Consider the following 23,931-nt stretch of genomic DNA (forward strand, 5'->3'; position numbering starts at 1 on the left):
ACGGCGCACCAGTGCGGGTGGCTGCGCAGGACCACCGGATGAGGTGAAGATTGCCTAAACTTTCCAATCGTGAGTCCTGAAGCCGACCCCCGTGACCTGACCACGGTTGCTCAGGACTATCTCAAGGTCATCTGGACCGCGCAGGAGTGGTCGCTGGAGAAGGTCAGCACCAAGCTGTTGGCCGAGCGGATCGGCGTGTCGGCCTCCACCGCCTCGGAGTCCATCCGCAAGCTCGCCGATCAGGGGCTGGTGAATCACGAGAAGTACGGTGCCGTCACGCTGACCGACGCGGGCAGGCGGGCCGCGCTGGCGATGGTGCGCAGGCATCGGTTGATGGAGACGTTCCTCGTCCGCGAACTCGGCTACAGCTGGGACGAGGTGCACGACGAGGCCGAGGTGCTCGAGCACGCGGTGTCGGACCGGATGTTGGACCGCATCGACGCCAAGCTGGGGCATCCGACCCGCGACCCGCACGGCGATCCGATCCCGGCCAAGGACGGTCAGGTCCCGACGCCCGATGCGCGGCAACTGTCGGTGTGCCGCGACGGCGACTCCGGCACGGTGGCCCGCATCTCCGACGCCGATCCGGAGATGTTGCGCTACTTCGACACCGTGGGCATCAGCCTGGACTCCCGGCTGCGGGTGGTGGCCAGGCGCGATTTCGCCGGGATGATCTCCGTCGCCGTCAACAATCCCGAGTCCGCCGGCGACGCGGAAGTGACCGTCGACTTGGGAAGCCCTGCGGCAGAAGCGATCTGGGTGGTCGGCTAGCTGCGGGACGCGCGGCCGCGAGCCAGCGAGGCGACACCGGCCAGCGCGGCAAGGGCGATCGAGACGCCGAACACGACGATCAGTCCGTGATGGAACGGATCCGAGATGAGGTGCGGGAAGAACTGCCCGCCGGTGATCGTGGCGACGTTGTCGGCGGGCAGGTGCGTCAGCACTCCGCTTGGGGCAAGCAGGTGTTCGAGCGGATTGACGCCCAGCACCGCGGCGAACAACGTCGACACCGGCGGCAACGCGGCGACCTGGTCGGCGACGGCGTTCGGCACGCCCTGGTTCTGCAAGCCGGTGGTCAGTGCGTAGGGCAGCGTGTAGGCCAGACCCACGATCATCAACGAGAAGAACACTCCGATCGACAGCGCGGTGCCGCTGTTCTGAAACGTCGCGCGCATACCTGACACCACGCCGCGCTCTTCGGGCGGCACGCTGCCCATGATGGCCGACGTGTTCGGCGCCGCGAACATACCGCTGCCGATTCCGTTGAGCCCGATCAGCAGTGCGAACGCCCAGTACGGGAAGTCGATGGGCAGCAGGAGCAGGCCGACGAAGCTGAGCGCGAACGCCAACATGCCGATCGACGCGATACCGCGCGCGCCGAAGCGGTCCGACAGCGCGCCCGCCGCGGGTCCGGCGACCAGGAAGCCCGCGGTCAGCGGCAGCATGAAAATGCCCGCCCACAACGGTGTTTCGGCATAGTCGTAGCCGTGCAGCGGCAACCAGATGCCCTGCAGCCAGATGATCAACATGAACTGCAGGCCGCCTTGCGCCAGCGCCGCGGACAGCGTCGCCATGTTGCCTGCGGTGAACGCGCGGATCCGGAACAGGCTGGGCCGGATCATCGGTTCGGCCACCCGGGTCTCGATCACGACGAACGCGATCAGCAAAAGTATCCCGGCCGCCAGCGTCGTCAGCACGAACGGGCTGTGCCAACCGGTGGTGTGTCCACCGTGGGGTTGGATCCCGCTGGTGATCGCGACCAGCACGGCGGAGAGTCCGATTGCGAAAGTGATGTTGCCCCACCAGTCGATGTGTCCGCGGTGGCGTTGGCCGTTGTCGCGCAACCGCCGGTACGCCCACACGGTGCCGAACACCCCGACCGGCACGTTGACCCAGAACACCGCCCGCCAGTCCCATGCCGCCAGCAGGCCGCCCGCCACCAGGCCGATGAACTGGCCTGCCAGCGCGGCCACCTGGTTGAAGCCGAGCGCGAAACCGCGCCGGTCGGGCGGGAAGGCGTCGGTCAGGATGGCCGCCGAATTCGCCGTCAGCATCGATCCGCCGACGGCCTGCAGCAATCGCCAGCCGATCAGCCACTGCGCGGCCGCCGCGCCGCTGAACGGGTCGAACGACAACAGGATCGACGCGACTGTGAAGACGCTGAAGCCGAAGTTGTAGACCCGAACCCGGCCGTACATGTCGCCGATGCGGCCGAGGGTGACAACGAGCACCGACTGCACCAGCCGGTAGCCCATGATCATCCACAGCAGATAGGCAATGTTGGCCGGCGCCAGCGGATCGAGATCGATACCGCGAAAGATGGCGGGCAGCGAGATGATCACGATGGACCCGTCGAGCGCGGACATGAACACCGCGGCGGTGGTGTTGGTCAGCGCGACCCACCGGTAGTTGTCGCGGGTCGTCGCCTCGATCTGGTCGGTGGCCATCTAGAGGCGGTACGCCAGTCGCTCGATCAGGGGCGCGGCGACCGCGAGCTGCTCGAGCTCCGCGTCGGTGAACTCGGCGAGGCCCTTGGCGAGCTGTTCCACGCGTGCGTTGCGCCGCCGATTGAGCGCGCGCCTGCCTGCGGCGCTGAGCGACAACAGGATTCGCCTGCCGTCGGCGGGGTCAGGCTGCCGCTTGACGAAGCCGCTGGCCTCGAGCTCGCCCAGCGTCGCACCCATCGACTGCGGGCTGATCTGTTCCTGGCGGGCCAGGTCGGCCGCCGTCGCAGGACCACAACGGTCGAGCCTGCCCAGTGCCGCGATCTGAGGGAAGCTGAGCTCGTCGGTGACGGGGATCTGCCGCAGCCGTCGCTGCAGCAGGCCCACGCACAGCAACAGCGCCCTGGCCACGTCCTCGGCGCGTGAGTCGGCGGACATGATTATCAGCCTAGGCTGATAAGGCGGGCCTGATCAAACCCTCACAGCGTTGCCGGGCGCAGCACCACCACCGACTTGGTGCGGGTGGCGTGGTCGGTCAACAACGCGATGACCTTCCCGTCGGCGGTCGTCGCGGCGTAGACGCCGTCGATGCCCGCCGGCTTCAACGGCCTGCCGTGGCGGGTGTCCTCGGCCTCGGCGTCGGACAGGGTCCGGCGCGGAAACGACTGCAGGCAGGCGGCATCCAACGAATAGCTCAGCTGCGGACGCTCGGCCAGATCATCGAGGGTGCGGGCCTGGTCCAGCCCGAATTGGCCGACCCTGGTGCGGCGCAGCGCGGTGAGGTGACCACCGACCTTCAACGCCACGCCGACGTCACGGGCCAGCGCGCGGATGTAGGTGCCGCTGGAGCAGTCGACCTCGACGTCCACGTCGACCAGGTCGTCGTGCCGACGAACGGCCAGCACGTCGAACCTCTCGATGCGGACGTCGCGTGCTGCGAGTTCGACGGTCTGCCCCTCCCTGACGAGCTTGTACGCGCGCTGGCCGCCGATTTTGACGGCACTGACCGCCGACGGTACCTGCGCGATCTCGCCTCGCAGCGCGGCGACCGCGTCTCGGATCTGCTGATCGGTCACCCCACGAGCCGAAACAGACTGCAGCAGCTCACCTTCGGCGTCCTCGGTGGAGGTGGTCTGACCCAGCCGAATGGTGGCGGCATACGACTTGTCGGTCGCGGTCAACAGACCGAGAATCTTTGTGGCCCTTTCGATTCCGACGACCAGCACGCCGGTGGCCATCGGGTCGAGGGTGCCCGCGTGGCCCACCTTGCGGGTACCGAAGATCCGCCTGCAGCGGCCCACCACGTCATGGCTGGTGACTCCTGCGGGCTTGTCGACGACGACCAGACCTGCTTCGGTCACAGCACTATCGCCGTCAGCGCGAGGCCGTCGCGAACCGACCAACGTCCCGACAGGGTCTCCAGCGGCGGTCCGTGTTCGGCAGCCGGGTCGATGAGGATGCGCGATTCGAAGGCCCCCGCGGTGCCGGTCTCATCGACGTCGAATGTGATGTGGGCGTCCTCGAAGCCCAGCCAGCGACGGGTCAGCGGAAACCACGCCTTGTAGGTGGCTTCCTTGGCGCAGAACAGGATTCGATCCCAGTGCAGGTCTGTCGGCATGGCCGCCAACTCGGCGCGCTCCGCAGGCAGGCTGATCGCCTCCAGCACGCCGTTGGGCAACACGTCGTGGGGTTCGGCGTCGATGCCCACCGATCGCACCGCACCGGTTCTGCCGACCGCCGCGCCGCGAAACCCCGTGCAATGGGTCAGGCTGCCGACGATGCCGTCGGGCCAGCACGGTTCGCCCTTGTCCCCCTTGAGGATCGGCACCGGCGCCACCCCGAGTTCGCCGAGCGCTTGTCGGGCGCAGTAGCGCACAGTGACGAATTCGTTGCGCCGCTTGGCCACCGACTTGGCGATCAGCGGCTCCTCTTCGGGTAGCGGTGCCAATTCCGGTGGGTCGTCGTACAGTTCGGCGGCGGCGAGGGCGTCGGCGCCGCGGGCGCCGGGCAGCACCACGGCCAGCAATGGCGCCGTCGTCATGGCTGCCGCGTCCTGATGCGCTCCTGCACCTTCTCGGCGTGCTCGCGCATCTCCTGGGTGATGTGGAAGTGGCCGCCGAACTCGTTGAGGTACCCGGGCGCGTATTGCGGGTCCGGCAGGATCTGCCGAAGCCATCGATATGGCTTGCGCCGCCGCCATTCTCGCGGATAGCCCACCGACACCTCCTCGTGCCGCACGCCGTCATACCAGGTGGTGCGCGGGATGTGCAGATGGCCGTACACGGAGCAGACGGCGTTGTAGCGGGTGTGCCAGTCGGCGGTCGCGGTGGTGCCGCACCACATCGCGAACTCAGGGTAGAACATCGCATCGCAGGGTTCACGGACCAGCGGGAAATGGTTCACCAGCACTGTGGAATCCATCCAGTCCAGATCGTCGAGGCGCTTGCGGGTGTAGGCCACCCGGTCGTGGCACCACGCGTCGCGGGTGGCGTAGGGCTCTGACGACAACAGGAACTCGTCGGTGCCGACGACGTTGCGCTCGCGGGCGATGGCCAACCCCTCGGCCTTCGTCGCCGCGCCCGGCGGCAGGAATGTGTAGTCGTAGAGCAGGAACATCGGCACGATGGTCGCCGGGCCACCCTCGTCGGTCCACACCGGAAACGGGTGCTCGGGCGTGATGATGCCCATCTCGTCGCACATGTTGACGAAGTAGTCGTAGCGCGCCTTGCCGAAGATCTGCATCGGGTCCCGGTTGGTGGTCCACAACTCGTGGTTGCCGGGCACCCAGATGACTTTGGCGAACCTCTTGCGCAACAGGTCGAGGCTCCAGTGCACCTCGTCGGTGCGTTCGGCGACGTCGCCCGCGACGATCAGCCAGTCGTCGGGCGACGAGGGATGCAAGGACTCCGTGACCGGCTTGTTGCCGGTGTGACCGGTGTGCAGGTCGCTGATCGCCCAGAGCGTGGGTCGGCGGCCGTCTCGTGTCACAACCGACCAGCGTACTTGCGATACGGTTAGCGCCCGGACCGGCAACTAGAACCTGTTCCTATTTTCTGTCCGGACGCCAGCGGCGGGCCGCTACACTCCCCCGCAGGGTCGGACAACGAAGGGGGTGTGATGGCCGCCAGACTGCGCGTCCTGTTGGCACTGTGTGCGCTGGTCGCGGCGGTGATCGTGGTCTGGCAGCCGGATCCGGCCAGCCCCATGCGGGTCGACGCCACCGATATCCCGATGACCAATGTCGAGACGTCCATCAAGTGGCCCGTCGTCGACACCGTGAACCCGCGGCCGTTCGATCCCTGCGAGGACATCCCGCTCGACGTCGTCCAGCGGATCGGCCTGGCGTTCACCCCGCCCGCCCACGAGGACGGGTTGCGCTGCCATTACGACGCGGGCAACTACCAGATGACCGTCGAAGCGTTCGTCTGGCGCACCTACGAGGCGACGCTGCCGCCCGACGCCCTCGAGTTGGACATCAATGGCCACCGGGCCGCGCAGTACTGGGTGATGAAGCCCACCGACTGGAACGACCGCTGGTGGATCACCTGTGGGATCGCCTACAAAACCAGCTACGGCGTCATCCAGCAGACGCTGTTCTACTCGCCGAAGTACTCCGCCGACGACGTCGACTGCCTGCAGACCAACCTGCAGCGCGGCCGCGAGCTGAGCAATTTCTACAAGTACTAACCTTTGTTAGGTGACCGCAGTAAGCACCGGCACCTCGTCTTTCCCCCTCGTCTCCCGGCTCCAGCGGCTCACCGACCGCGCCATGAGCAGCCTGCTGGACCTGCCGCCGCGCACCACCGAGTACCGCGTCGAGGGCGGCCTGCGGGTGCCGATGCGCGACGGGGTCGAGTTGGTCGCCGACCATTACAGCCCCGCGGCGGCCCATCCGGCGGGCACGCTTCTGCTGCGCGGCCCGTACGGCCGTGGGTGGCCGTTCTCGGCGCTGTTCGCGCACCTCTACGCGGCCCGCGGCTATCACGTGGTGTTCCAGAGCGTGCGGGGCACGTTCGGCTCGGGCGGCGAGTTCAGTCCGATGGTCAACGAGATCTCCGACGGCGCCGACACCGCGGCGTGGCTGCGCGATCAGCCGTGGTTCACCGGTTCGTTCGCCACCATCGGGATGTCCTACCTGGGTTTCACTCAGTGGGCGCTGCTCACCGATCCGCCGCCGGAGATGAAGGCGGCGGTCATCGTCGCGGGCCCCCACGACCTCAGCGGACCACGTTGGGGCACCGGCTCATTCGGTCTCACCGATTTACTCGGTTGGTCCGACATGGTGGCCCATCAAGAGGAGCCACGCAACATCGCCTCCCTCGTCCGGCAGATCAGGGCACGCCGCGCTGTCACCGAGGCCACCCGCGGGCTGCCCCTCGGCGAATCAGCCCGCCGACTGCTTGGCACGGGCGCCCCGTGGTTCGAGTCGTGGCTCGAACACCCGGAGTACGACGACCCGCACTGGGCGCCGCTGCAACTGCATCAGGCGCTGGATCGCACTGCGATCCCGGTGCTGCTGCTGAGCGGCTGGCAGGACGTGTTCCTCGAGCAGACGCTGACGCAGTACCAACGCCTACGTGAGCGTGACGTCTCGGTCGCACTCACCGTCGGGCCGTGGAACCACAGCCAGATGATGACCAAGGGCGCCGCGACCGTCATCCGAGAATCGCTGCGCTGGTTGGACGCTCACTCCCCCGCAAGCGGGAGGTACCCCCAGGCGGGCACCCGCACGGTGGCGCGCAAACCGGTGCGGTGTCACCTCAACGGGTACGGCTGGCAGGACTTCGACGACTGGCCGCCCGAGATGCCCGAGCACGTGCTGTATCTGCGGCCAGCCGGCCACCTCGGCAGTGCCGCCCCCGACCAGAACACCCCGCCGAACCGTTTCACGTTCTATCCGGGCGACCCGACGCCAACCGTCGGCGGCCGGCTACTGGCCCCGGAAGGCGGCTACCGCAACGACACCCGCCTCGCCGAACGCGCCGACGTGCTGACCTTCACCAGCGCACCGCTGCCCGCGGACCTCTACGTCGTCGGGAGCCCGCTGATGCAACTGTCGCACTCCTGCGACAACCGGTACAACGACCTGTTCGTCCGGCTCAGCCAGGTGGACGCGCGGGGCCGGTCCCGCAACGTCAGCGACGGATATCTCTGTAACACACCGGATTCGCGCGACGTGCGGATCGAATTGAACGCGATCGCCCACCGCTTCCCCGCGGGGTCGCGGGTCCGGGTGATCATCGCGGGCGGATCGCATCCCCGGTTTGTCCGCAATCTCGGCACGGGCGAACCGCTGCTCAGCGGGCGGCGGTTGGCGGCGGCGACGCACACCGTGCACCTCGGCGACGGCGGCACGTCGCGGCTGGTGCTGCCGGCGGGACCGCATCCGCCGCGGTGAGCTACCCGGCGGCTACCGCCATGAATGCTTCGAGTTCCCGTGCGATGTCGGGTCCCTCTGGTTGGTAGGCGATTTCGCTGAGGCCGCTGGCGGCGATCGCCTCGAGCTGGGCGCGTACATCATCAGCGCTGCCGGTCACCGTCATCTCCGGGATCACTTCACGTGGCAGGGTGTCCCTGTCGATGTCGCTGAGCCGGATCAGGTGGCCGTCGTGCACCGCGAGGTGACGCTGCGACTCCGGGATCGTTGCAATCCGATCCACCCAGGCGGCGCCGTTGGGTAACGCCTGCGAAACCGCGTCGGCCCCACCCAATTCGTAGAGGGCGTGATAGGTCACGGCCGCCGCGGGGCCCGCGGCTTCGAGCACACGATCCGACGCCGGCGCCTCGCCGTCATCCAGCACGGTGCCCCACAACAGCCGGATCGTCCAGTCGAAGTCGTCGGGAGGTTGTACGCCCATCCCGGTGACGAACAGGCCCTGTGCCAGTCGGCGCCCAACCGCGAGGCCTTTGGGTCCTTCCGCCGCGATCACGATCGGAATGTCGATCGGCCGGGTCGGCGCGAACCCCTGCGACTGCAGCATCCGGATGGCACCGCCTTCCCAATCGACGGTCTCTCCCCGCAGAAGTGCCTGCAGAGCCTCGACATACGTCGCGACGTCGGCCCACTTCATCGCTTTTTGGCCAAGCGCGCGGCTGCCGGTGAACCCGGTCCCGATGCCGAGCACAAGCCGCCCGGGAGCCAGCAACTCGATCTGCGCGGCCGCCGCCGCGGTGACAAGCACGTGGCGCAGACGCGGCACCAGTACGCCTGTGCCGAGTCCGATCGTGCTCGTGCGCTGTGCGGCGAGGGCAAGAGTGATCCAGACGTCGCTACACAGGGCGGGCGTGTCATAGAACCAGGCTCTGCGGTAGCCCAACCGCTCGGCGATCTCGACGTGCTCTGGGGTGTCGGGTCCGGTGGCGAAGGCGCAGGAGATGTCCACCGACCGACCATAAGTCGTCGGTCACGCGGTCACCCCACTGAATGGCGCACGCGCTGCGCGATCTCGGCCAGCACGGTGACGTCTTGCACCGGGTCGGCCCACGTCGGGTCGACCGGCAGCGGCACCCAGCTCTTGCAGCCCGCGTAATCGGGGCTGCGGGCCAATCGGATGGGCGCGACGAGCGGGCTGGCCTGCACCACCAGCACGGTGAGCCGGTGCTTGGGCCGAAAGTCGAGGCGGTCGGTTTTCACCGAGTCGGCGGTCCAGATGTGCAGCGGCGCGATCTCGTCGATCCCCTCGGGGCGGTTGACCTCAACGGCGGCAACGACTTTCGCGCCTGCCCGCAACGTCAACATGTCTTCGGTGCTGTCGGCCGCGGCGGCATCGAGCAGGTCACGATGTTCGGGCCGCACCCGTTCGGCGTGGCTGTGGGCGACGGTGGGAAACAGCAGGAAGCGCGAAGCCGTTACGTCGAACCGCTTTTCGTGGATGCCGCCTTTGCGCAGCAGCACGGTCTGCCTGCCGTCCAGCAGCGCGTGCACCGCCGCGCCCCACTCCTTGAGCGCGGGCTGCGTCAGCGCGGTGGTCATTTTGCCGCGAGCCGCGCCCGCACTTCGGGGCGCCGCAGCGGCGGCACGGTCTTGGGGGGTTGACGGCGCGGCGCCAGACCGGCCAGCAGCCGCGTGGTCACGTCGGTGACCTCGGCGACGGCGGCCTCGAACGGCTCGACGTTGGCGCCCGTCGGGCGGATCATGCCGCTGACCTTGCGGATGTACTGGCGCGCGGCGGCCTCGATCTCCTCGGCGGTGGCCGCCGGTTCCAGGCCGCGTAGCTCGGTGATATTTCGGCACATACCGCCACGATAGGTTGCTTGCATGGCTGACCAGATTCTGCTCATCGAGACCGAGGACCGCGTGCGGACCCTGACGCTGAACCGACCGCAGTCACGCAACGCGTTGTCGGCCCAACTCCGTAGGGAGTTCTTTCGTGCGCTGCGCGACGCGGAGGCCGATGCGGACGTCGACGTCGTGATCGTGACCGGCGCCGACCCGGTGTTCTGCGCGGGCCTGGACCTCAAGGAGCTCGGCGACACGTCGCAGCTGCCGGACATCTCGCCGCAGTGGCCGCCGATGAGCAAGCCGGTGATCGGCGCGGTCAACGGCGCCGCGGTAACCGGCGGCCTGGAGATCGCGCTGTATTGCGACATCCTGATCGCCTCCGAGCAGGCCCGGTTCGCCGACACGCACGCCCGCGTCGGGCTGCTGCCGACTTGGGGGCTTTCCGTGCGACTGCCGCAGAAGGTCGGCGTCGGGCTGGCCCGCCGGATGAGCCTGACCGGTGACTACCTGTCCGCGCACGACGCGCTGCGGGCCGGCCTGGTCACCGAGGTGGTGCCGCACGACCAGTTGCTGCCGACGGCGCGACAGGTCGCGGCGTCGATCGTGGGCAACAATCAGAAAGCCGTCCGCGCGCTGCTGGCGTCGTACCACCGCATCGACGCCGCGCAGACAGATGCGGGACTGTGGATCGAGGCGATGTCAGCCAAGCAGTGGATGAACTCGGCGACCGGTGACGACATCGCCGCCAACCGCGAGGCCGTGCTGCAGCGGGGAAGGGCGCAGGTCCGATGAACAAGGCACATGAGGCGTGCGGCAGCGACGAATGGCGCCAGACGATTCGAGAGGTCATCCTGCCGTGGGCGTTGGGTGAGACGACGCTCGGCGACAACGTGCTCGAGGTCGGGCCCGGCTATGGCGCGACGACCGACGTGCTGAGCCAAACGGCGCCGCGACTCACAGCGGTCGAGATCGACGGCGACCTCGCGGCGATGCTGACCGAGCGGTTCGCCGACGTGCCGTCGGTGCAGATCGTGCACGGCGACGCGACCTCGCTCGCCTACCCGGACGACACCTTCTCCGGCGCGGCGTGTTTCACGATGCTGCACCACGTCCCAACGGCCGAACTGCAGGACCGGCTGTTCGCCGAAGTGGCCAGGGTGCTGCGACCCGGATCGGCGCTGGTGGCCAGTGACAGCCTCGCCAGCGAGGAGTTGAGGGCCCACCACGAGGACGACACGTATAACCCGGTCGATCCGGCGTCGCTGCCGGACCGGTTGGCGGGCGCGGGGTTCGGCGACGTCGCGGTGAGAACCAACGACTTCGGCTGGGCGGTAATCGCCAGGGTTGGTTAGGAGCCCACCGCCCAAAATCCTTTTCGAGAAATTGTCAGAGTGGCGCCCGCTCGGTGCTCCTACCTGTAACCGCGGCCCAACCGGGGCAGCGCAAGCAGACCAAGGAACCGATCATGACCGCCACCGATCCGAACACCGCGACCATCGCCGCCGCGTGGGCGTCCAGCGAACTCGGCCAGCCGGAACGGGAAGTCCGCTACGGCTTCCCACCCGCCGATCCGCCCGTATTCGAGCAGCGCAGGCCGCAACCCAGGCGGGCCATCCTCGTCGCGGCGCTGGCCGCCGGCGTCATCGGCGGCGCCGTCCTTGGCGTCACGCTGTTCGACTTCGGCGCCTCCTCACAGCCCCCGGTCGTGACACCGGCGCCTGAGCGTGCGGTCGTGGTCGGGCCGAGCATTCCCGCGCCCGTACCGCAGCAGGCCCCGGTCGTCGCGCCCGCACCTACGCGCGCACCGGCCGCCGTCGGCACGCCATCTGCCCCGGCGCCGGACTATCCGCCGCTGCCGCCCAAACCGGACGACTCGACTCCCGAACAGGAGCACCCCCAGCCCGAACCGCCGGATCCGGTGCCGCCGGTGCCGGACGATCTGGGCTTCAAGCTGCAGGATCCGCCGAAGCCGAAGCCGGATCTCACGCCAGACCTGCCGCTGACGCCCGCACCCAAGCCGGACCCGAAGCCGCAACCGCCGAGCCTTCCGGACTTCGGCTTGCAGGCCCCGGTCAAGCCCTAGCGGCAACGGAGTTGGGGGTCGACGTGATGACCGCTGTACCGCATTGGAACATCGTGGAGCCGTCCGGATCCGACGGGGATCTGGTCCGGGCATCCGCTGCGGGCGACCGGACGGCGTTCGCGCTGCTCTACGACCGTTACGCCGACCGGTTGCACGATTTCTGCGCCGGCATGCTGGCCGACCGGGACGGCGCGGCGGACTGCGTGCAGGACACGTTCTGCATCGCCGCGACGCGGCTGCCGCAGCTGCGCGACCCGGACAAGTTGCGCCCATGGCTGTATTCGATCGCCCGTAACGAGGCGCTGCGCCGCATCCGCGGGCGTCGGCGCGAAACACCGTCGGAAGAGCTGCCCGATATGGCTTCAGATGAAGCGGGTCCAGACACCCTGGCCGCGCGAACCGAACTCGCCGATTTGATCGCCGCCGCCGCGGGCGGGCTGTCGGATCGCGACCGCTCCGTGTTGGAGCTGGCGTTCCGGCACGGTCTCAGCGGACCCGATCTGGCCCACGCCCTTGACGTCACGCCAGCGACCGCCAATACCATCGTCAAGCGGCTGCGCGACACCATCGAACGATCGCTCGGTGCGCTGCTGGTGTCGCGGCGAGTGCGCAGCAACGGCGGCTGCGGTGAGCTCGCCGCGATGCTCGACGGATGGGATGGCCATTTCAATGTCCTGATGCGCAAACGCATTTCGCGTCACATCGAGTCGTGCGCATACTGCGACGAGGAGCGTCGACGACTGGTCACCCCGGCGGCGCTTCTGGGCGCGGCCCCGGCGTTCATCCCAGCGCCGCAGTGGCTGCGCGAGCGCACGCTCAGCGAGATCAAGCTGACGTCGGCGACGAAACCCATTGGCGGCGAACGGGCCAGGCGCGGTCCGCCGGCGCCGGTCGCGGCGTTCCTGGTCGCGCTGCTGGCCGCGCTGGGGTTGACCGTCGCCTGGGTGAACACACAACCAGCGGCCACCGTCGCGCCACCGATCACCGTCAGCGAGGCGGCGCGGCCGCCTGCGGTGCCTGCGCCACCGGTGATCGGTGTGCAACCGTCCGTGCCCGTCGCACCACCACCGCCGCCGCAGTGGACGCCGCGCGTGACGTCACCGACGTCGGCGCCAATATCTGTTGTACTGCAGCCAGTTTCAGAGCCGACACCGCAGCCACAGTCGAGCCCGGAGCCGCCCCCACCGCCGCCACCGCCGCCGCCGGACTGGACGGACTGGTTGCCGCCCTTACCACCCTGGCCGCTGCTGCCTGCGCCACCACCTCCGGGTGGTGACGTCACAGGTCCGGGCGACCTCGTCGCCCCGTCACCCGGTGGGTCGGCGGTGCCCTAGCCGAGGTTCACGCGCCGCCGACCCTGCTTCCGCCGGTCCTCGCACCGCCGCCGTCGTCGTTTCCGCCTGGGGTCGGCGGTCCTGGGCGGGGAGCGATCACGGTGGGGCTGAACGACATCGGTGGCTGCTGGGACGGTGGCGCGGCGTCGGGTGGCTCAACGGCTGGGGGTGCAGGCGGTTCGGCGGCGGGTGGCTGTTCGTAGACCGGCGACTTGCTGGGTGGCGCAGGCGAGTTCGGTACGGCAGGCGGTTGTGACCGTGGCTGCACGAGGGGTTGCTGCACGACGGGCGGCGGCGGCAACGGGCTGGGCGGCGCGGGATTTTCGACGACGGGTTGCGGCGATGGCTCGCTGACCTCAGCGGGGATGATCGCCACCGGGTCCTTGTTCAGCCAAGCCAACGTCAGCGCGGCCGAGCCGCCGAGCACGGCGAGCACCATCGCGACCGCCACCGCCCACCGACGCTTGTGTGGGGTTCGACGACTGATCGCGCTGCCGTGCGAGGTCAGCTGGATCTCGCCAAGTGTCTTGTCGCGCAACCACTCCGGTGCGGGCATGAACACCGGTGCGGCACCGAGCAATGCGGCCGGGCTGACCAACCGTCGGCGCTCGTCGTCGCACTTGGGGCACGACTCGATGTGCCGCGATATGCGTTTGCGCATCAGCACGGTGAACTGGCCGTCCCAGCTGGCGAGCATCTGGTCGAGTTCCGGGCAGTTGCCCGCTCGGCCTTGCGCACGCTGAGCCACCAGCAGCGCACCCAGTGACCGCTCGATCGTGACGCGTAGCCGCTTGACGATGGTGTTGGCGGTGGCCGGAGTGACCCCGAGTGCGTCGGCGAGAGCAGAACCGTTGAGGTCGTGGCGATACGCCAAGTCGAACACCGCCTTATCGCGGTCCGACAACCCGCCGGCGGCGTCGGCCAGCATCTGGGCGAGTTCGGTGCGGGCGGCCAGGGTGTCCGGTCCGGCGTCCTCGGACTGGACGTCGGGTAACTCGTCGGTGGGTGTCTCGCGACGCTGTTGCCGGAGTCGGCGCAACGCTTCGTTGCGGGCGATCGAATACAACCAGGGCCGCAGTTTGTCGGGTTCTCGTAGTTGGACCAGCCGTGTGGCGGCCAGGCAGAAGGTGTCCTGCACGCAGTCGGCGGCGCCGTCACGGTCGCGCAGCATGCCGACACAGAAGTCGTAAAGCCGATCGGCGTAGCGGTCATAGATCTGGGCGAACGCCGCTTTGTCGCCCGCGACGCTGCCGCTCACCAGTTCGGCGTCGGTGTTGCGCGGATCGACAAGGTTCCAGTCAGGAATCGCGGTCATTACGCCTCCTGCCAGGCAACTCCCTGACTAATTGGAGCAGCTGAGGACGTCATGCGCAAGGTTGGTGAATTTGCTGTCGGTCGCGAAAAATTCCTTGCCAAAAAGTTGTCGGCATGCCGCCGCGACGACGCTCCTACCTATGAAGGGCCACCTCGCGACCACCGGGATAGGAGCACTACATGACAACCACCGTAAGAAAAGCACCGATACTCGAAGCGATCACCATCGGACACTTCGACTTCTGGGGCGTCACATTCTGGCGCTGCTGCGGCGCCGTCTACGGCGCTCTTCTCGCGGCAGCGGCCATCTGTGTTCTCGTGCTCGACGCGGTGGGCGTCAGCGATATCCCGAATATTGTGTGGCATCTGGTCATGTCGGTCGCCTTGCTGTACTGGGCCGCACGCATGACGACCGAGGCCCGACGCGTGCAATCGGGCTGGATTGGCCGGACGACCGCGCTGTGGAGCACGAAGAAGAGCCGGTCGGGCACTCATGAGCAGTTCGCGAAGACGTGTCGCCGAGGGCTCGCGGTGTTGGGCAGTTTTTGCGTGTGCGTCGGCGCATTGTTGATCGTTCTCTGGGCGACCATCTGGCTTCGCGACGTGTACGCATCCGCGCTGCACAACGAGACTCGCCCCGAACTGTTCATCGACTTGCTTCATGTGTTCATCGGTTTGGCGTACCTGGCGTTCGGTGCAGTGGCCATCGACAGCCACCGCGCCCTGGCCTCGCCCCGGCAGATCTGATGACGAGTTTCCCGTCACGCTGAGCTGCGACCGGAGCCCGAGCCACAAAAGTGTGGCTGCACCGCGGTGGCAGACCTCCTACCCATATGCACGGCCCACCCGGGCCGCGATGACGTAGGGAGACCATCGTGAACGTCAACACCCATACCCGAAAGGGGCTTACTACCTGTGCGGTCACCGCGCTCGCCTTTGCCGCGGCGGGCGCTACCGCCAGTCCGGTCACCCGCCGTCGGCTGCCAAAGGCACTGCAGCCGTTGCAATTTCGTCACCCACGCCGGCGTTGACCGCACTCGTCGCACCGAACCGGCTCTATGCGGAGACCGGCGCAGCGCCGGATACCGCGTAAAAGATTCTCGGCAAAAAGTGTCGGCATGCGGCCGCCTCGGCGCTCCCACCTATGACACAACGAACGAAGGAGCAATTCATGCCGAGCATCCAGACCCTCAAGAAAGTCATCCTTCCCGCCGCGATGGTTGGGCTGATGATTCCGCTGAGCGCCTGCGTCGCCCAAGGACCAGCCGACGCCAAGGACGCCGAGCCGGTCGCGCTCACAGCCACCGCGAGCGAGTGCACACGCGTCGACGCGCCGATGCTGGATATTCCGAGCGCACGCGACACCGAACCGCGGCTGCGGATACCGCAGCCGTCGGGGTGGCGGCCCACCAACGAGCTCGACGGAGTCGACGAAGCCGTTCGTTTCGCCATCGCGGCAGGGGACGGCCAGCGCCCCCAGGAGGTCGCGGTGGTCACGATGGAGCCGATCCCCGATGTCGATGCGCAACTGATCTTCGACGATTACCGGGCTCAGCTCGAGGACATGCTTGCCGCCAAGGATCTGTCGATGACCGTGCGGGCGACCGCCACCACGGTTTGCGGGCAGCCTGCCGAAACACTGTCCGTCACGAATCAGGCCGGCGGCGGACGGCAGGGCGCTCCTGCCACCCAGCTCGCGGTGGTGGCCGAGGGCGCCGACCAGACCTACTTGGTCACGCTGGTGACCACCGCGGCGCCCAACAGCGCGAAGTCGGAACACGAGGTCGCGACGATCTTGGCGGGATTCGCGGTGTTGCCGCCCGCGGCGAGCCAGTTGTGACGGCGGCTAGACCGTGCCGGGCACCAGCCAGTGCCCGGAGAACGCGCGCCAGCCGACGAAGGCCAGCCGCAGCACCATGAAAGTGCTGAGCCCGGACCAGATTCCGAGCAGGCCCCAGCCGAACGCCAGCGAAAGCCAGATCAACGGCAGGAACCCGACCAATGCGCTGATCAACGTGGCGTTGCGCATGAACTTCGCGTCGCCCGCGCCGAGCAGCACCCCGTCGAGGGCGAATACGATTCCGGCGACCGGTAGTTGGGCCACCATGAACCACCACGGCACCCCGATCGCGTCGAGCACGGACCGGTCGTCGGTAAACACGCTCGGGAACACCGACGCTCCGATCGCGAAGACGCCTGCCAGCACCGCGGCGGCCAGCGCCGAGAAGATCGTCACCCGCCACGCGACGGACTTCGCGTGCGCCAATTGGCCCGCCCCGAGCGCCGCACCCACCAGGGACTGCGCGGCGATCGCCAGCGAATCAAGCACCAGCGCAAGGAAATTCCACAACTGCAGCACCACCTGGTGTGCCGCGACGGCGGCCGCGCCGAAGCGGGCGGCTACCGCGCCTGCCGACACGAAGCAGGCCTGGAACGCCACCGTGCGCAGCACCAGGTCGCGACCCATCACCACCTGCGCCCGCAACACCGCAGGCTGCAGTCGCAGCGGCACCCGCTCCGCGAGCAGCGAGCGGATGAACAACACGGCGGCCAACCACTGCCCCACCAGGTTGGCGACCGCCGAACCGGCCAACTCCAGCCGCGGCAGACCGAGCCAGCCGTACACCAGCAGCGGACACAACACCGCGGACACCGCGAAGCCCACGACGACATAACGCAGCGGACGTACGGTGTCCTGTACGCCGCGCATCCAGCCGTTGCCCGCCGCGGAGACCAGGATCGCGGGCACCCCGAAGATCGCGATCCGGATCCACGGCATTGCCTCGTCTGCGATTTCACCGCCCGCCGCCAGCGCCGACACCAACGGCACCGCGGCGGCCTGCACCGCCGCCACAATCGCCGCGCCCAGACCCAGCGCCAGCCAGGTGGCCTGCACACCCTCGCCGACCGCCGCCGCGCGGTCGCCCGCACCGAAGAACCGCGCCGAGCGCGCGGTGGTGCCGTAGGACAGGAACGTCATCTGCGAACTCACCGTGGCCAGCACCAGCGCGCCGATCGCGAGTCCGGCCAACGCCAGGGCGCCCAACCGCCCGACAACGGCGATGTCGAAGAGCAGGTAGATCGGTTCGGCGGCGAGCACCCCCAACGCGGGGAACGCCAATGCGGCTATCCGGCGGCCGGTGGCCGGTACGGCCGCGTCAGGCAAGAGCGGTGTAAAGCGCCCGGACGACGTCGTCGATGGATCCGGTGGCCGAGTACCCCGCGGCATGCGGGTGGCCGCCGCCACCAAACGCGCTCGCGATCTCGGCGAGGTTGAAAGACTTGGCCCGCATCGACACCGACCAGTGGCCCGGCTCGATCTCCTTGAACACCGCGGCCACCTCCGACTGCTGGGTGGTGCGCACGATGTCGACGATGCTCTCGACTTCCTCGGGCCGCGCGTTGGCCCATTCCTGGTGTCCTACAACGGCATACACCAGTCCGCGACCGCCGGCCGCTTCGGGAACGAGCTGCGCCGAGGCCAACACCCGCGACAGCATGGGCAGCCACGCGAACGGATGCGTGTCGAGCAGCGTGCGGCTGATCGCGGCGTTGTCGACCCCGAGTTCCACCAGCCGGGCGGCCAGTCGGTGCGCGCGGGCGCTGGCCCAGCGGAACGATCCGGTGTCGGTGGTCAGCCCGGCGTAGAGGCAGTGCGCGACGCCGATGTCGATCGGCTTGCCCCACGCGTCGAGCAACTCGGCGACCAGCATCGTGGTCGAGTCGGCTGACGGATCCACATAATTTGCGGTGCCGAACAATTGGTTGGAGGCGTGGTGGTCGATGACCAGCACCTCGCGGCGCGGGTCGGCGAGCTCGCCCAGTGCGCCGAGCCGGTTCACGCTCGGGATGTCGACGGTGACGACAAGGTCGGCGTCGCGACGCATCGCGTCCGGGTGCACCAGCAGATGACCGCCGGGCAGCGACTGCAGCGATTCGGGCAGCAGCGCCGGCGCGGCGAAACTCACCTCCACCGACTTGCCCGCCTGTTCGAGCACCAGTGCCAGCGCCAACCCCGCGCCGATGGTGTCGGCGTCGGGATAGATGTGGCAGACCACGCTGACGGTGGTTGCCGCGTCGAGCAGCTTGGCTGCTTGGCGCGCGTCGACGCGCAGACGCGTGACGGGAGGGGCGTCAGTCATCTTGTCGATTGCGGTCACCGGTGTCCTCAGCATCAAGCTCGTCGTACAAGCCCCCGCTCGAACCCTCGGCCCCGCCCTTACGGTACGGGTCCTCGTCGCCGGCGTGCTTGGCACCCTGCCGAACTCTCGCCAAATCCTCATCTGCGGCACGCGCGCGCGCCAGCAGATCTTCCATCCGGTGTGCCGCATCCGGCACGGTGTCGCGTTCGAAGGCCAGCGTCGGGGTGAACCGCACCCCGAGCGCTGCGCCCACTTTGGTCCGCAGGACGCCCTTGGCCTTCTCCAGCGCAGCCGCCGCCCCTGCGTAGTCCGGCTCGTCCTCCAGATTGCGGCCGATCACGGTGTAGTACAGCGTGGCGTCGTGCAGATCACCCGTCATCTTGGCGTCGGTGATGGTGACGCCGGCCAGCCGAGGATCCTTGATCTCGTACTCGATCGCCGAGGCGACGAGCGTCGAGATGCGCTTGGCCAGCCGTTTCGCCCGTGCGGGGTCGGCCACGCTAGGTGCGCTCCTTCTCGACGAGCTCGTACGTCTCGATGACGTCGCCTTCCTTGATGTCGGAGTACGTCAGCGTCAGACCGCATTCGTAGCCCTCGCGCACCTCGGTCACATCGTCCTTCTCGCGACGCAGCGACGCCACGGTGAGGTTCTCCGCGACCACGACGTTGTCCCGCAGCAGCCGGGCCTTCGCGTTGCGGCGGATGATGCCCGACTGGACGAGGCAGCCGGCGATGTTGCCGACCTTCGACGACCGGAAGATGGCGCGAATCTCGGCGCGGCCGAGTTCGCGCTCTTCGTAGACCGGCTTGAGCATGCCCTTGAGCGCGCTCTCGATCTCGTCGATGGCCTGGTAGATCACCGAGTAGTAGCGGATCTCCACACCTTCGCGATTGGCCAGCTCGGTGGCCTTGCCCTCGGCGCGGACGTTGAAGCCGATGATGATCGCGTCCGAGGCCGACGCCAGGTTGACGTTGGTCTCGGTGACGCCACCGACGCCGCGGTCGATCACGCGCAGCTCGACTTCGTCGTCGACCTGGATGCCCAGCAGGGCCTCCTCCAGCGCCTCGACCGTACCGGCGTTGTCGCCCTTGAGGATCAGGTTCAGCTGGCTGGTTTCCTTCAGCGCCGAATCCAGGTCCTCCAGGCTGATCCGCTTGCGGCTGCGCGCGGCCAACGCGTTGCGCTTACGCGCGCTGCGCCGGTCGGCGATCTGGCGGGCGATGCGGTCCTCGTCGACGACGAGGAAGTTGTCACCGGCGCCCGGCACCGACGTGAAGCCGATGACCTGCACCGGCCGCGACGGCAGCGCCGCCTCCACGTCCTCGCCGTGCTCGTCCACCATGCGGCGCACGCGGCCGTAGGCGTCGCCTGCCACCACCGAGTCGCCGACGCGCAGCGTGCCGCGCTGGATCAGCACGGTAGCCACCGGACCGCGACCGCGGTCCAGGTGCGCTTCGATCGCCACGCCCTGGGCTTCCATATCGGGGTTGGCCCGCAGATCCAGCGAGGCGTCCGCAGTCAGCACCACGGCTTCGAGCAAGGCCTCGATGTTGGTTCCCGCCTTGGCCGAGATGTCGACGAACATGGTGTCGCCGCCGTACTCCTCGGGGATCAGCCCGTACTCAGTGAGCTGGCCGCGGATCTTCTGCGGATCGGCACCTTCCTTGTCGATCTTGTTGACCGCCACCACAATCGGCACTTCCGCGGCCTGCGCGTGGTTGAGCGCCTCCACCGTCTGCGGCATCACACCGTCGTCGGCGGCGACCACCAGGATCGCGATGTCGGTGGCCTTCGCACCGCGCGCACGCATGGCGGTGAACGCCTCGTGACCGGGAGTGTCGATGAAGGTGATCGGCCTCGGCGTGCCGTCGAGTTCGACCTCGACCTGGTAGGCGCCGATGTGCTGGGTGATGCCGCCGGCCTCTTCCTCGCGGACGTTGGCCTGACGGATCGAGTCCAGCAGTCGGGTCTTGCCGTGGTCGACGTGCCCCATCACCGTGACGACCGGCGGACGGGTCTCGAGATCCTCCTCGCCGCCTTCGTCCTCGCCGTAGGTGAGGTCGAACGACTCGAGCAGTTCGCGGTCCTCGTCCTCCGGGGACACGACCTGCACCTTGTAGTTCATCTCGCTGCCGAGCAGCTCGAGGGTGTCGTCACCGACGGACTGCGTCGCGGTCACCATCTCGCCGAGGTTGAACAGCGCCTGCACCAGCGCGGCCGGGTTGGCGTCGATCTTCTCGGCGAAGTCGCTCAGCGATGCGCCGCGGGCCAGCCGGATGGTCTCGCCGTTGCCGTGCGGCAACCGCACGCCGCCGACGACCGGCGCCTGCATGTTCTCGTATTCGGCGCGTTTCGCCCGCTTCGACTTGCGGCCGCGCTTCGGCGCGCCACCGGGACGACCGAACGCGCCTGCCGCGCCGCCACGCTGGCCTGGGCGGCCACCGCCGCCTGGGCGACCGCGGTAACCGCCGCCGCCACCGGCAGGTGCACCGGCTCCGCCACCGGCGCCGCCGCCGCCGCGGTAGTTACCGCCGCCGCCACCACCACCGGGACGACCACCGGTGCCTGCACCGGGACCGCGACCGCCGGGGCCGGGACGGGGGCCGCCGGTGCGCGCGCCGGGACCCGGGCGGGGTCCGCCGGGACGCGGCGGCATGTTGCCCGGCGACATGCCGGGTCGAGGGGCGCCCGGCCGCGGGGCGCCGGGACGCGGCGCCTGCGGGCGGGGAATCGGCCGGTCGACCGGCTGCTGTGAGGAGAACGGGTTGTTGCCCACCCGCGGGGTGCGCGCTGCGGGCTTGGGTGCGCCGGGCATCGGCCCAGGCCTGGGACCTGGGGTTGCGCCCGGAGTTGGCGCGGCAGGCCGGGCCGGTGTCGCCGGCGCGGGCGGCGCCGACGCGGCAGCCGCGGGCGGCGGTGCGACCTCGGGCTCCGCCGGGGCTGGCGGCGGCGCCGGCGGTGCGGGTTTGGGGGCGGCCGGCTTCGCGGGCGAGGCCTTCGGCTCTGCGGCCTTGGCAGGCGCGCCATTGCCTGCGGCCGGGACCTTCTCGGCGGCGGGCTTCGAGCCGCCGAACGATTCGCGCAGACGACGCGCGACGGGGGCCTCCACGGTGGAGGACGCTGATTTGACGAACTCGCCCTGTTCGCTCAGCCGGGCGAGAACTTGCTTGCTGGTGACACCGAGTTCCTTGGCCAACTCGTGTACACGGGCCTTACCTGCCACTACATCTCCTGTCTAAGAGGCGACAGCGGTGGTAGGCGCCGCGCCTCGGGTTAGCTATGACGCATGGTCATCGGGACTTCACGGTGTGCTCATGTTCTTCGCTACCTGTTCTCTTGCCGCGTGTTCAAGCCCCTCAACTGCTTTGAAGTGCTCTACCACCGCGGTGATGTCCGGTGAACCGGCGATCCGCAGCGCTCGGACGAATGCTCGCCGCCGAATTGCCGCGTCTAGACACGCCTGCTCGGGATGCAGCCACGCACCCCGCCCCGGCAGCTTTCTCGCTGGGTCAACGGTCACGGCGTATTCGCCATTCCCGTCGACGGCGACTACCCGAAGCAGTTCGACGGCCAGCTCTCGCTTTCGGCAGCCGACGCACGTCCGCACCGGCCCCGTGGGGGTGTCGGTGGCGGAGCGGGCCTGCGTAGCCGAAGTCTCGCGCTGGATCACAGCTGAGTCTACCGTCCTACTGCTTGCAAACGACAAACGGCGGTGCGCCTCTGACGGGCTGTTACCGGTCGCGCGCCGCCCCGTGGGCCGGATCCGGCTTATCCGCCGGTACGGCGTCGCTGCGGATGTCGATGCGCCAGCCGGTCAGCCGGGCCGCCAGGCGGGCGTTTTGACCCTCCTTGCCGATCGCCAGCGACAGCTGGAAATCGGGCACGACGACCCGCGCGGCGCGGGCCGCCTCGTCGATGACGCTCACCGACACCACCTTGGCCGGGGACAGCGCGTTGGCGACGAACCGGGCGGGGTCCTCGTCGTAGTCGATGATGTCGATCTTCTCGCCGGACAACTCGCTCATCACGTTGCGCACGCGCTGACCCATCGGGCCGATGCAGGCACCCTTCGCGTTGAGGCCCGGCACCCGCGACGTCACCGCGATCTTGGAGCGGTGCCCGGCTTCGCGCGCCACGGCGACGATTTCGACGGACCCGTCGGCGATCTCGGGCACCTCCAGTGAGAACAGCTTTCGCACCAGATTCGGATGCGTGCGCGACAGCGTGATCAGCGGTTCGCGGGCGCCGCGGGTGACGCCGACGACATAGCAGCGCAACCGGTCGCCGTGCTCGTAGCGCTCACCGGGGACCTGCTCGGCGGCGGGGATGACACCCTCGGATCCCTTGGTCTCGCTGCCCATTCGGACGACGACCAGACCGCGGGCGTTCGCGCGGGCGTCGCGCTGGATGACGCCTGCGACGATGTCGCCCTCACGGGCCGAGAATTCGCCGTAGTTCTTCTCGTTCTCCGCGTCGCGCAGACGCTGAAGGATCACCTGGCGTGCGGTTGTCGCCGCGATGCGGCCGAAACCCTCTGGGGTGTCGTCCCATTCGTGAATGACGTTGCCATCATCGTCGGTCTGCCGCGCGATCACCTTGACCACACCGGTCTTGCGGTCGATGTCGATGCGGGCGTCGGCCTCGTGGCCCTCGGTGTGCCGATACGCGGTCAGCAGCGCTGACTTGATGGTTTCCACGACGACGTCGACGGAGATGCCCTTGTCGGCCTCGATGGCGTGCAACGCCGCCATGTCGATGTTCACGCTGAAGCCTCCTTCCCGCATTGCCCCGCCAGCTCCAGCTCGCGCTGATTTGGCGGCGAAAACTCAACCTGCACAACGGCATTGGTGATCGCGTCGACTGGAAGCTCCCGCACGGAGAAATCGGCTCTCGCACCTTCGCGAACCACGAGTCGCACGGTGCCGTCGCGCAATTCGCCGAGCCGCCCGGTCAGTTGCGAGCCGTCGGAGAGTGTGACCTCGACCTTGCGGCCGCGCGCGCGGCGGAAATGCTTCTCAGCGGTCAGCGGGCGGTCGACGCCTGGTGAGGTGACTTCCAGCACGTAGGGCGGCGAGTCGACGTGGTCGAGCGCCGCGGAGGCCGACCGCGACAGCGCGGCGATCGAATCGAGATCGAGGGGTTCATCGCCGTCGGCGACGACGGTGATCCTCGGCGGGCGCGCGGCGGTGTCGATCACCACGTCTTCGATCTCGTAGCCCGCTTGCGCGAACTCTTCATCGAGTAGCTCGATCACCTGTTTCTGCGTCGGTAATCCCGCAGACCGCTCCGTCACGGCGAGCTCCTCATCTTGAATTGTCCGGACACGATTCCGCGCGGCGCAGCTTGGAAACGTCTATCAACGATACGCCAGCGCAGCGGCCGCACGCGGCA

25 protein-coding genes are annotated in these 23,931 nt (G+C 68.5%); 9 read left to right on the top strand and 16 right to left on the bottom strand.

All coding sequences use genetic code 11. From position 1 onward, the window contains the following. Positions 1–69: 69 nt before the first annotated feature. Positions 70–771, top strand: coding sequence for a manganese-binding transcriptional regulator MntR (gene mntR / locus A5724_RS08630; protein ID WP_067799321.1), 702 nt, complete (start codon positions 70–72; stop codon positions 769–771). On the opposite strand, the gene A5724_RS08635 is transcribed toward mntR, so the two are convergent. From A5724_RS08635 to A5724_RS08655, 5 genes are read right to left on the bottom strand one after another with little or no spacing between them, the layout of a single operon-like run. Then, positions 768–2,447, bottom strand: a complete 1,680-nt coding sequence (locus tag A5724_RS08635) for an MFS transporter (protein ID WP_067799324.1) — start codon at positions 2,445–2,447, stop codon at positions 768–770. The two genes, mntR and A5724_RS08635, sit on opposite strands and share 4 nt — an antisense overlap. Beyond that, positions 2,448–2,882: a MarR family winged helix-turn-helix transcriptional regulator gene (locus A5724_RS08640; RefSeq protein WP_067799327.1), complete on the bottom strand. Its 435-nt coding sequence runs from the start codon at positions 2,880–2,882 to the stop codon at positions 2,448–2,450. It lies immediately after the preceding gene. A 41-nt stretch (positions 2,883–2,923) separates the two neighbouring features. Further along, entirely contained in the window at positions 2,924–3,805 is an 882-nt protein-coding gene (truB, locus tag A5724_RS08645) for a tRNA pseudouridine(55) synthase TruB (RefSeq protein ID WP_067799330.1), read from the bottom strand. Beyond that, positions 3,802–4,485 (bottom strand): 4'-phosphopantetheinyl transferase, encoded by a 684-nt coding sequence (locus tag A5724_RS08650; RefSeq protein ID WP_067799332.1) that lies wholly within the window; start codon positions 4,483–4,485, stop codon positions 3,802–3,804. The genes truB and A5724_RS08650 overlap by 4 nt, the downstream gene beginning before the upstream one ends. Beyond that, on the bottom strand, positions 4,482–5,432 hold the full coding sequence (locus tag A5724_RS08655; RefSeq protein ID WP_067799335.1) for a metallophosphoesterase: 951 nt from the start codon (positions 5,430–5,432) through the stop codon (positions 4,482–4,484). The genes A5724_RS08650 and A5724_RS08655 overlap by 4 nt, the downstream gene beginning before the upstream one ends. Positions 5,433–5,561: 129 nt before the next feature. Between A5724_RS08655 and A5724_RS08660 the strand changes: the two genes are divergently transcribed. Next, positions 5,562–6,131 (top strand): DUF3558 domain-containing protein, encoded by a 570-nt coding sequence (locus A5724_RS08660; protein ID WP_067799337.1) that lies wholly within the window; start codon positions 5,562–5,564, stop codon positions 6,129–6,131. Positions 6,132–6,141: 10 nt separating this feature from the next. Further along, a complete protein-coding gene (locus A5724_RS08665) occupies positions 6,142–7,842 on the top strand; it encodes a CocE/NonD family hydrolase (RefSeq protein ID WP_232004751.1) in 1,701 nt (566 codons plus the stop codon). A gap of 1 nt (position 7,843) precedes the next feature. Here the strand turns inward: A5724_RS08665 and A5724_RS08670 are convergent, their stop codons facing one another. Genes A5724_RS08670 through A5724_RS08680 form a run of 3 tightly spaced genes read right to left on the bottom strand, consistent with a single transcriptional unit; the run spans position 7,844 to position 9,680 of the window. Further along, on the bottom strand, positions 7,844–8,827 hold the full coding sequence (locus A5724_RS08670) for an LLM class flavin-dependent oxidoreductase (protein WP_067799340.1): 984 nt from the start codon (positions 8,825–8,827) through the stop codon (positions 7,844–7,846). A gap of 29 nt (positions 8,828–8,856) precedes the next feature. Beyond that, the gene (locus A5724_RS08675; protein WP_067799343.1) at positions 8,857–9,417 is read right to left on the bottom strand and encodes a DUF1802 family protein; all 561 of its coding nucleotides are present in this window, start codon (positions 9,415–9,417) and stop codon (positions 8,857–8,859) included. Beyond that, positions 9,414–9,680 carry a DUF2277 domain-containing protein gene (locus A5724_RS08680; protein WP_067799797.1) on the bottom strand — a complete coding sequence of 89 codons (267 nt, stop codon included), beginning with the start codon at positions 9,678–9,680 and terminating at the stop codon, positions 9,414–9,416. Before A5724_RS08680 ends, A5724_RS08675 begins: the two co-directional genes overlap by 4 nt. A 22-nt stretch (positions 9,681–9,702) precedes the next feature. On the opposite strand from A5724_RS08680, the gene A5724_RS08685 reads away from it, so the two are divergent. From A5724_RS08685 to A5724_RS35015, 4 genes are all read left to right on the top strand, one after another. Further along, on the top strand, positions 9,703–10,458 hold the full coding sequence (locus A5724_RS08685; RefSeq protein WP_067799348.1) for an enoyl-CoA hydratase: 756 nt from the start codon (positions 9,703–9,705) through the stop codon (positions 10,456–10,458). Then, on the top strand, positions 10,455–11,018 hold the full coding sequence (locus A5724_RS08690; protein WP_067799351.1) for a class I SAM-dependent methyltransferase: 564 nt from the start codon (positions 10,455–10,457) through the stop codon (positions 11,016–11,018). The genes A5724_RS08685 and A5724_RS08690 overlap by 4 nt, the downstream gene beginning before the upstream one ends. Before the next feature lie 113 nt (positions 11,019–11,131). Continuing rightward, positions 11,132–11,749 (top strand): hypothetical protein, encoded by a 618-nt coding sequence (locus A5724_RS08695; RefSeq protein ID WP_156752196.1) that lies wholly within the window; start codon positions 11,132–11,134, stop codon positions 11,747–11,749. A gap of 26 nt (positions 11,750–11,775) precedes the next feature. Beyond that, positions 11,776–13,083 carry an RNA polymerase sigma factor gene (locus A5724_RS35015; RefSeq protein WP_067799355.1) on the top strand — a complete coding sequence of 436 codons (1,308 nt, stop codon included), beginning with the start codon at positions 11,776–11,778 and terminating at the stop codon, positions 13,081–13,083. A 7-nt stretch (positions 13,084–13,090) separates the two neighbouring features. Here A5724_RS35015 and A5724_RS34455 read toward each other — a convergent pair whose 3' ends face one another. Then, positions 13,091–14,398 (bottom strand): sigma-70 family RNA polymerase sigma factor, encoded by a 1,308-nt coding sequence (locus A5724_RS34455; RefSeq protein ID WP_067799357.1) that lies wholly within the window; start codon positions 14,396–14,398, stop codon positions 13,091–13,093. A gap of 179 nt (positions 14,399–14,577) precedes the next feature. Between A5724_RS34455 and A5724_RS08710 the strand changes: the two genes are divergently transcribed. Together A5724_RS08710 and A5724_RS08715 are read left to right on the top strand one after the other, a co-directional pair. Further along, positions 14,578–15,144, top strand: a complete 567-nt coding sequence (locus A5724_RS08710; RefSeq protein WP_067799360.1) for a hypothetical protein — start codon at positions 14,578–14,580, stop codon at positions 15,142–15,144. A gap of 424 nt (positions 15,145–15,568) precedes the next feature. Then, positions 15,569–16,237, top strand: coding sequence for an LpqN/LpqT family lipoprotein (locus A5724_RS08715; RefSeq protein ID WP_197518591.1), 669 nt, complete (start codon positions 15,569–15,571; stop codon positions 16,235–16,237). A 6-nt stretch (positions 16,238–16,243) separates the two neighbouring features. Here A5724_RS08715 and A5724_RS08720 read toward each other — a convergent pair whose 3' ends face one another. From A5724_RS08720 to rimP, 7 genes are all read right to left on the bottom strand, one after another. Next, complete coding sequence (locus A5724_RS08720) at positions 16,244–17,626, bottom strand: MATE family efflux transporter (protein WP_369830617.1); 1,383 nt, start codon at positions 17,624–17,626, stop codon at positions 16,244–16,246. Further along, positions 17,556–18,539 carry a bifunctional oligoribonuclease/PAP phosphatase NrnA gene (locus A5724_RS08725; protein WP_197518592.1) on the bottom strand — a complete coding sequence of 328 codons (984 nt, stop codon included), beginning with the start codon at positions 18,537–18,539 and terminating at the stop codon, positions 17,556–17,558. The genes A5724_RS08720 and A5724_RS08725 overlap by 71 nt, the downstream gene beginning before the upstream one ends. Further along, positions 18,532–19,038, bottom strand: coding sequence for a 30S ribosome-binding factor RbfA (rbfA, locus tag A5724_RS08730; RefSeq protein ID WP_067799374.1), 507 nt, complete (start codon positions 19,036–19,038; stop codon positions 18,532–18,534). Before rbfA ends, A5724_RS08725 begins: the two co-directional genes overlap by 8 nt. A 1-nt stretch (position 19,039) precedes the next feature. Then, positions 19,040–21,763, bottom strand: coding sequence for a translation initiation factor IF-2 (infB, locus tag A5724_RS08735; RefSeq protein ID WP_067799380.1), 2,724 nt, complete (start codon positions 21,761–21,763; stop codon positions 19,040–19,042). A gap of 78 nt (positions 21,764–21,841) precedes the next feature. After that, positions 21,842–22,210 carry a YlxR family protein gene (locus A5724_RS08740; RefSeq protein ID WP_067799383.1) on the bottom strand — a complete coding sequence of 123 codons (369 nt, stop codon included), beginning with the start codon at positions 22,208–22,210 and terminating at the stop codon, positions 21,842–21,844. Positions 22,211–22,271: 61 nt separating this feature from the next. Continuing rightward, positions 22,272–23,303 carry a transcription termination factor NusA gene (gene nusA / locus A5724_RS08745; RefSeq protein ID WP_067799800.1) on the bottom strand — a complete coding sequence of 344 codons (1,032 nt, stop codon included), beginning with the start codon at positions 23,301–23,303 and terminating at the stop codon, positions 22,272–22,274. Next, positions 23,300–23,833, bottom strand: a complete 534-nt coding sequence (gene rimP / locus A5724_RS08750; protein WP_067799387.1) for a ribosome maturation factor RimP — start codon at positions 23,831–23,833, stop codon at positions 23,300–23,302. Before rimP ends, nusA begins: the two co-directional genes overlap by 4 nt. Positions 23,834–23,931: the final 98 nt, after the last annotated feature.

The organism is Mycobacterium sp. ACS1612 (assembly GCF_001667505.1).
Taxonomy (GTDB): Bacteria; Actinomycetota; Actinomycetes; order Mycobacteriales; family Mycobacteriaceae; genus Mycobacterium.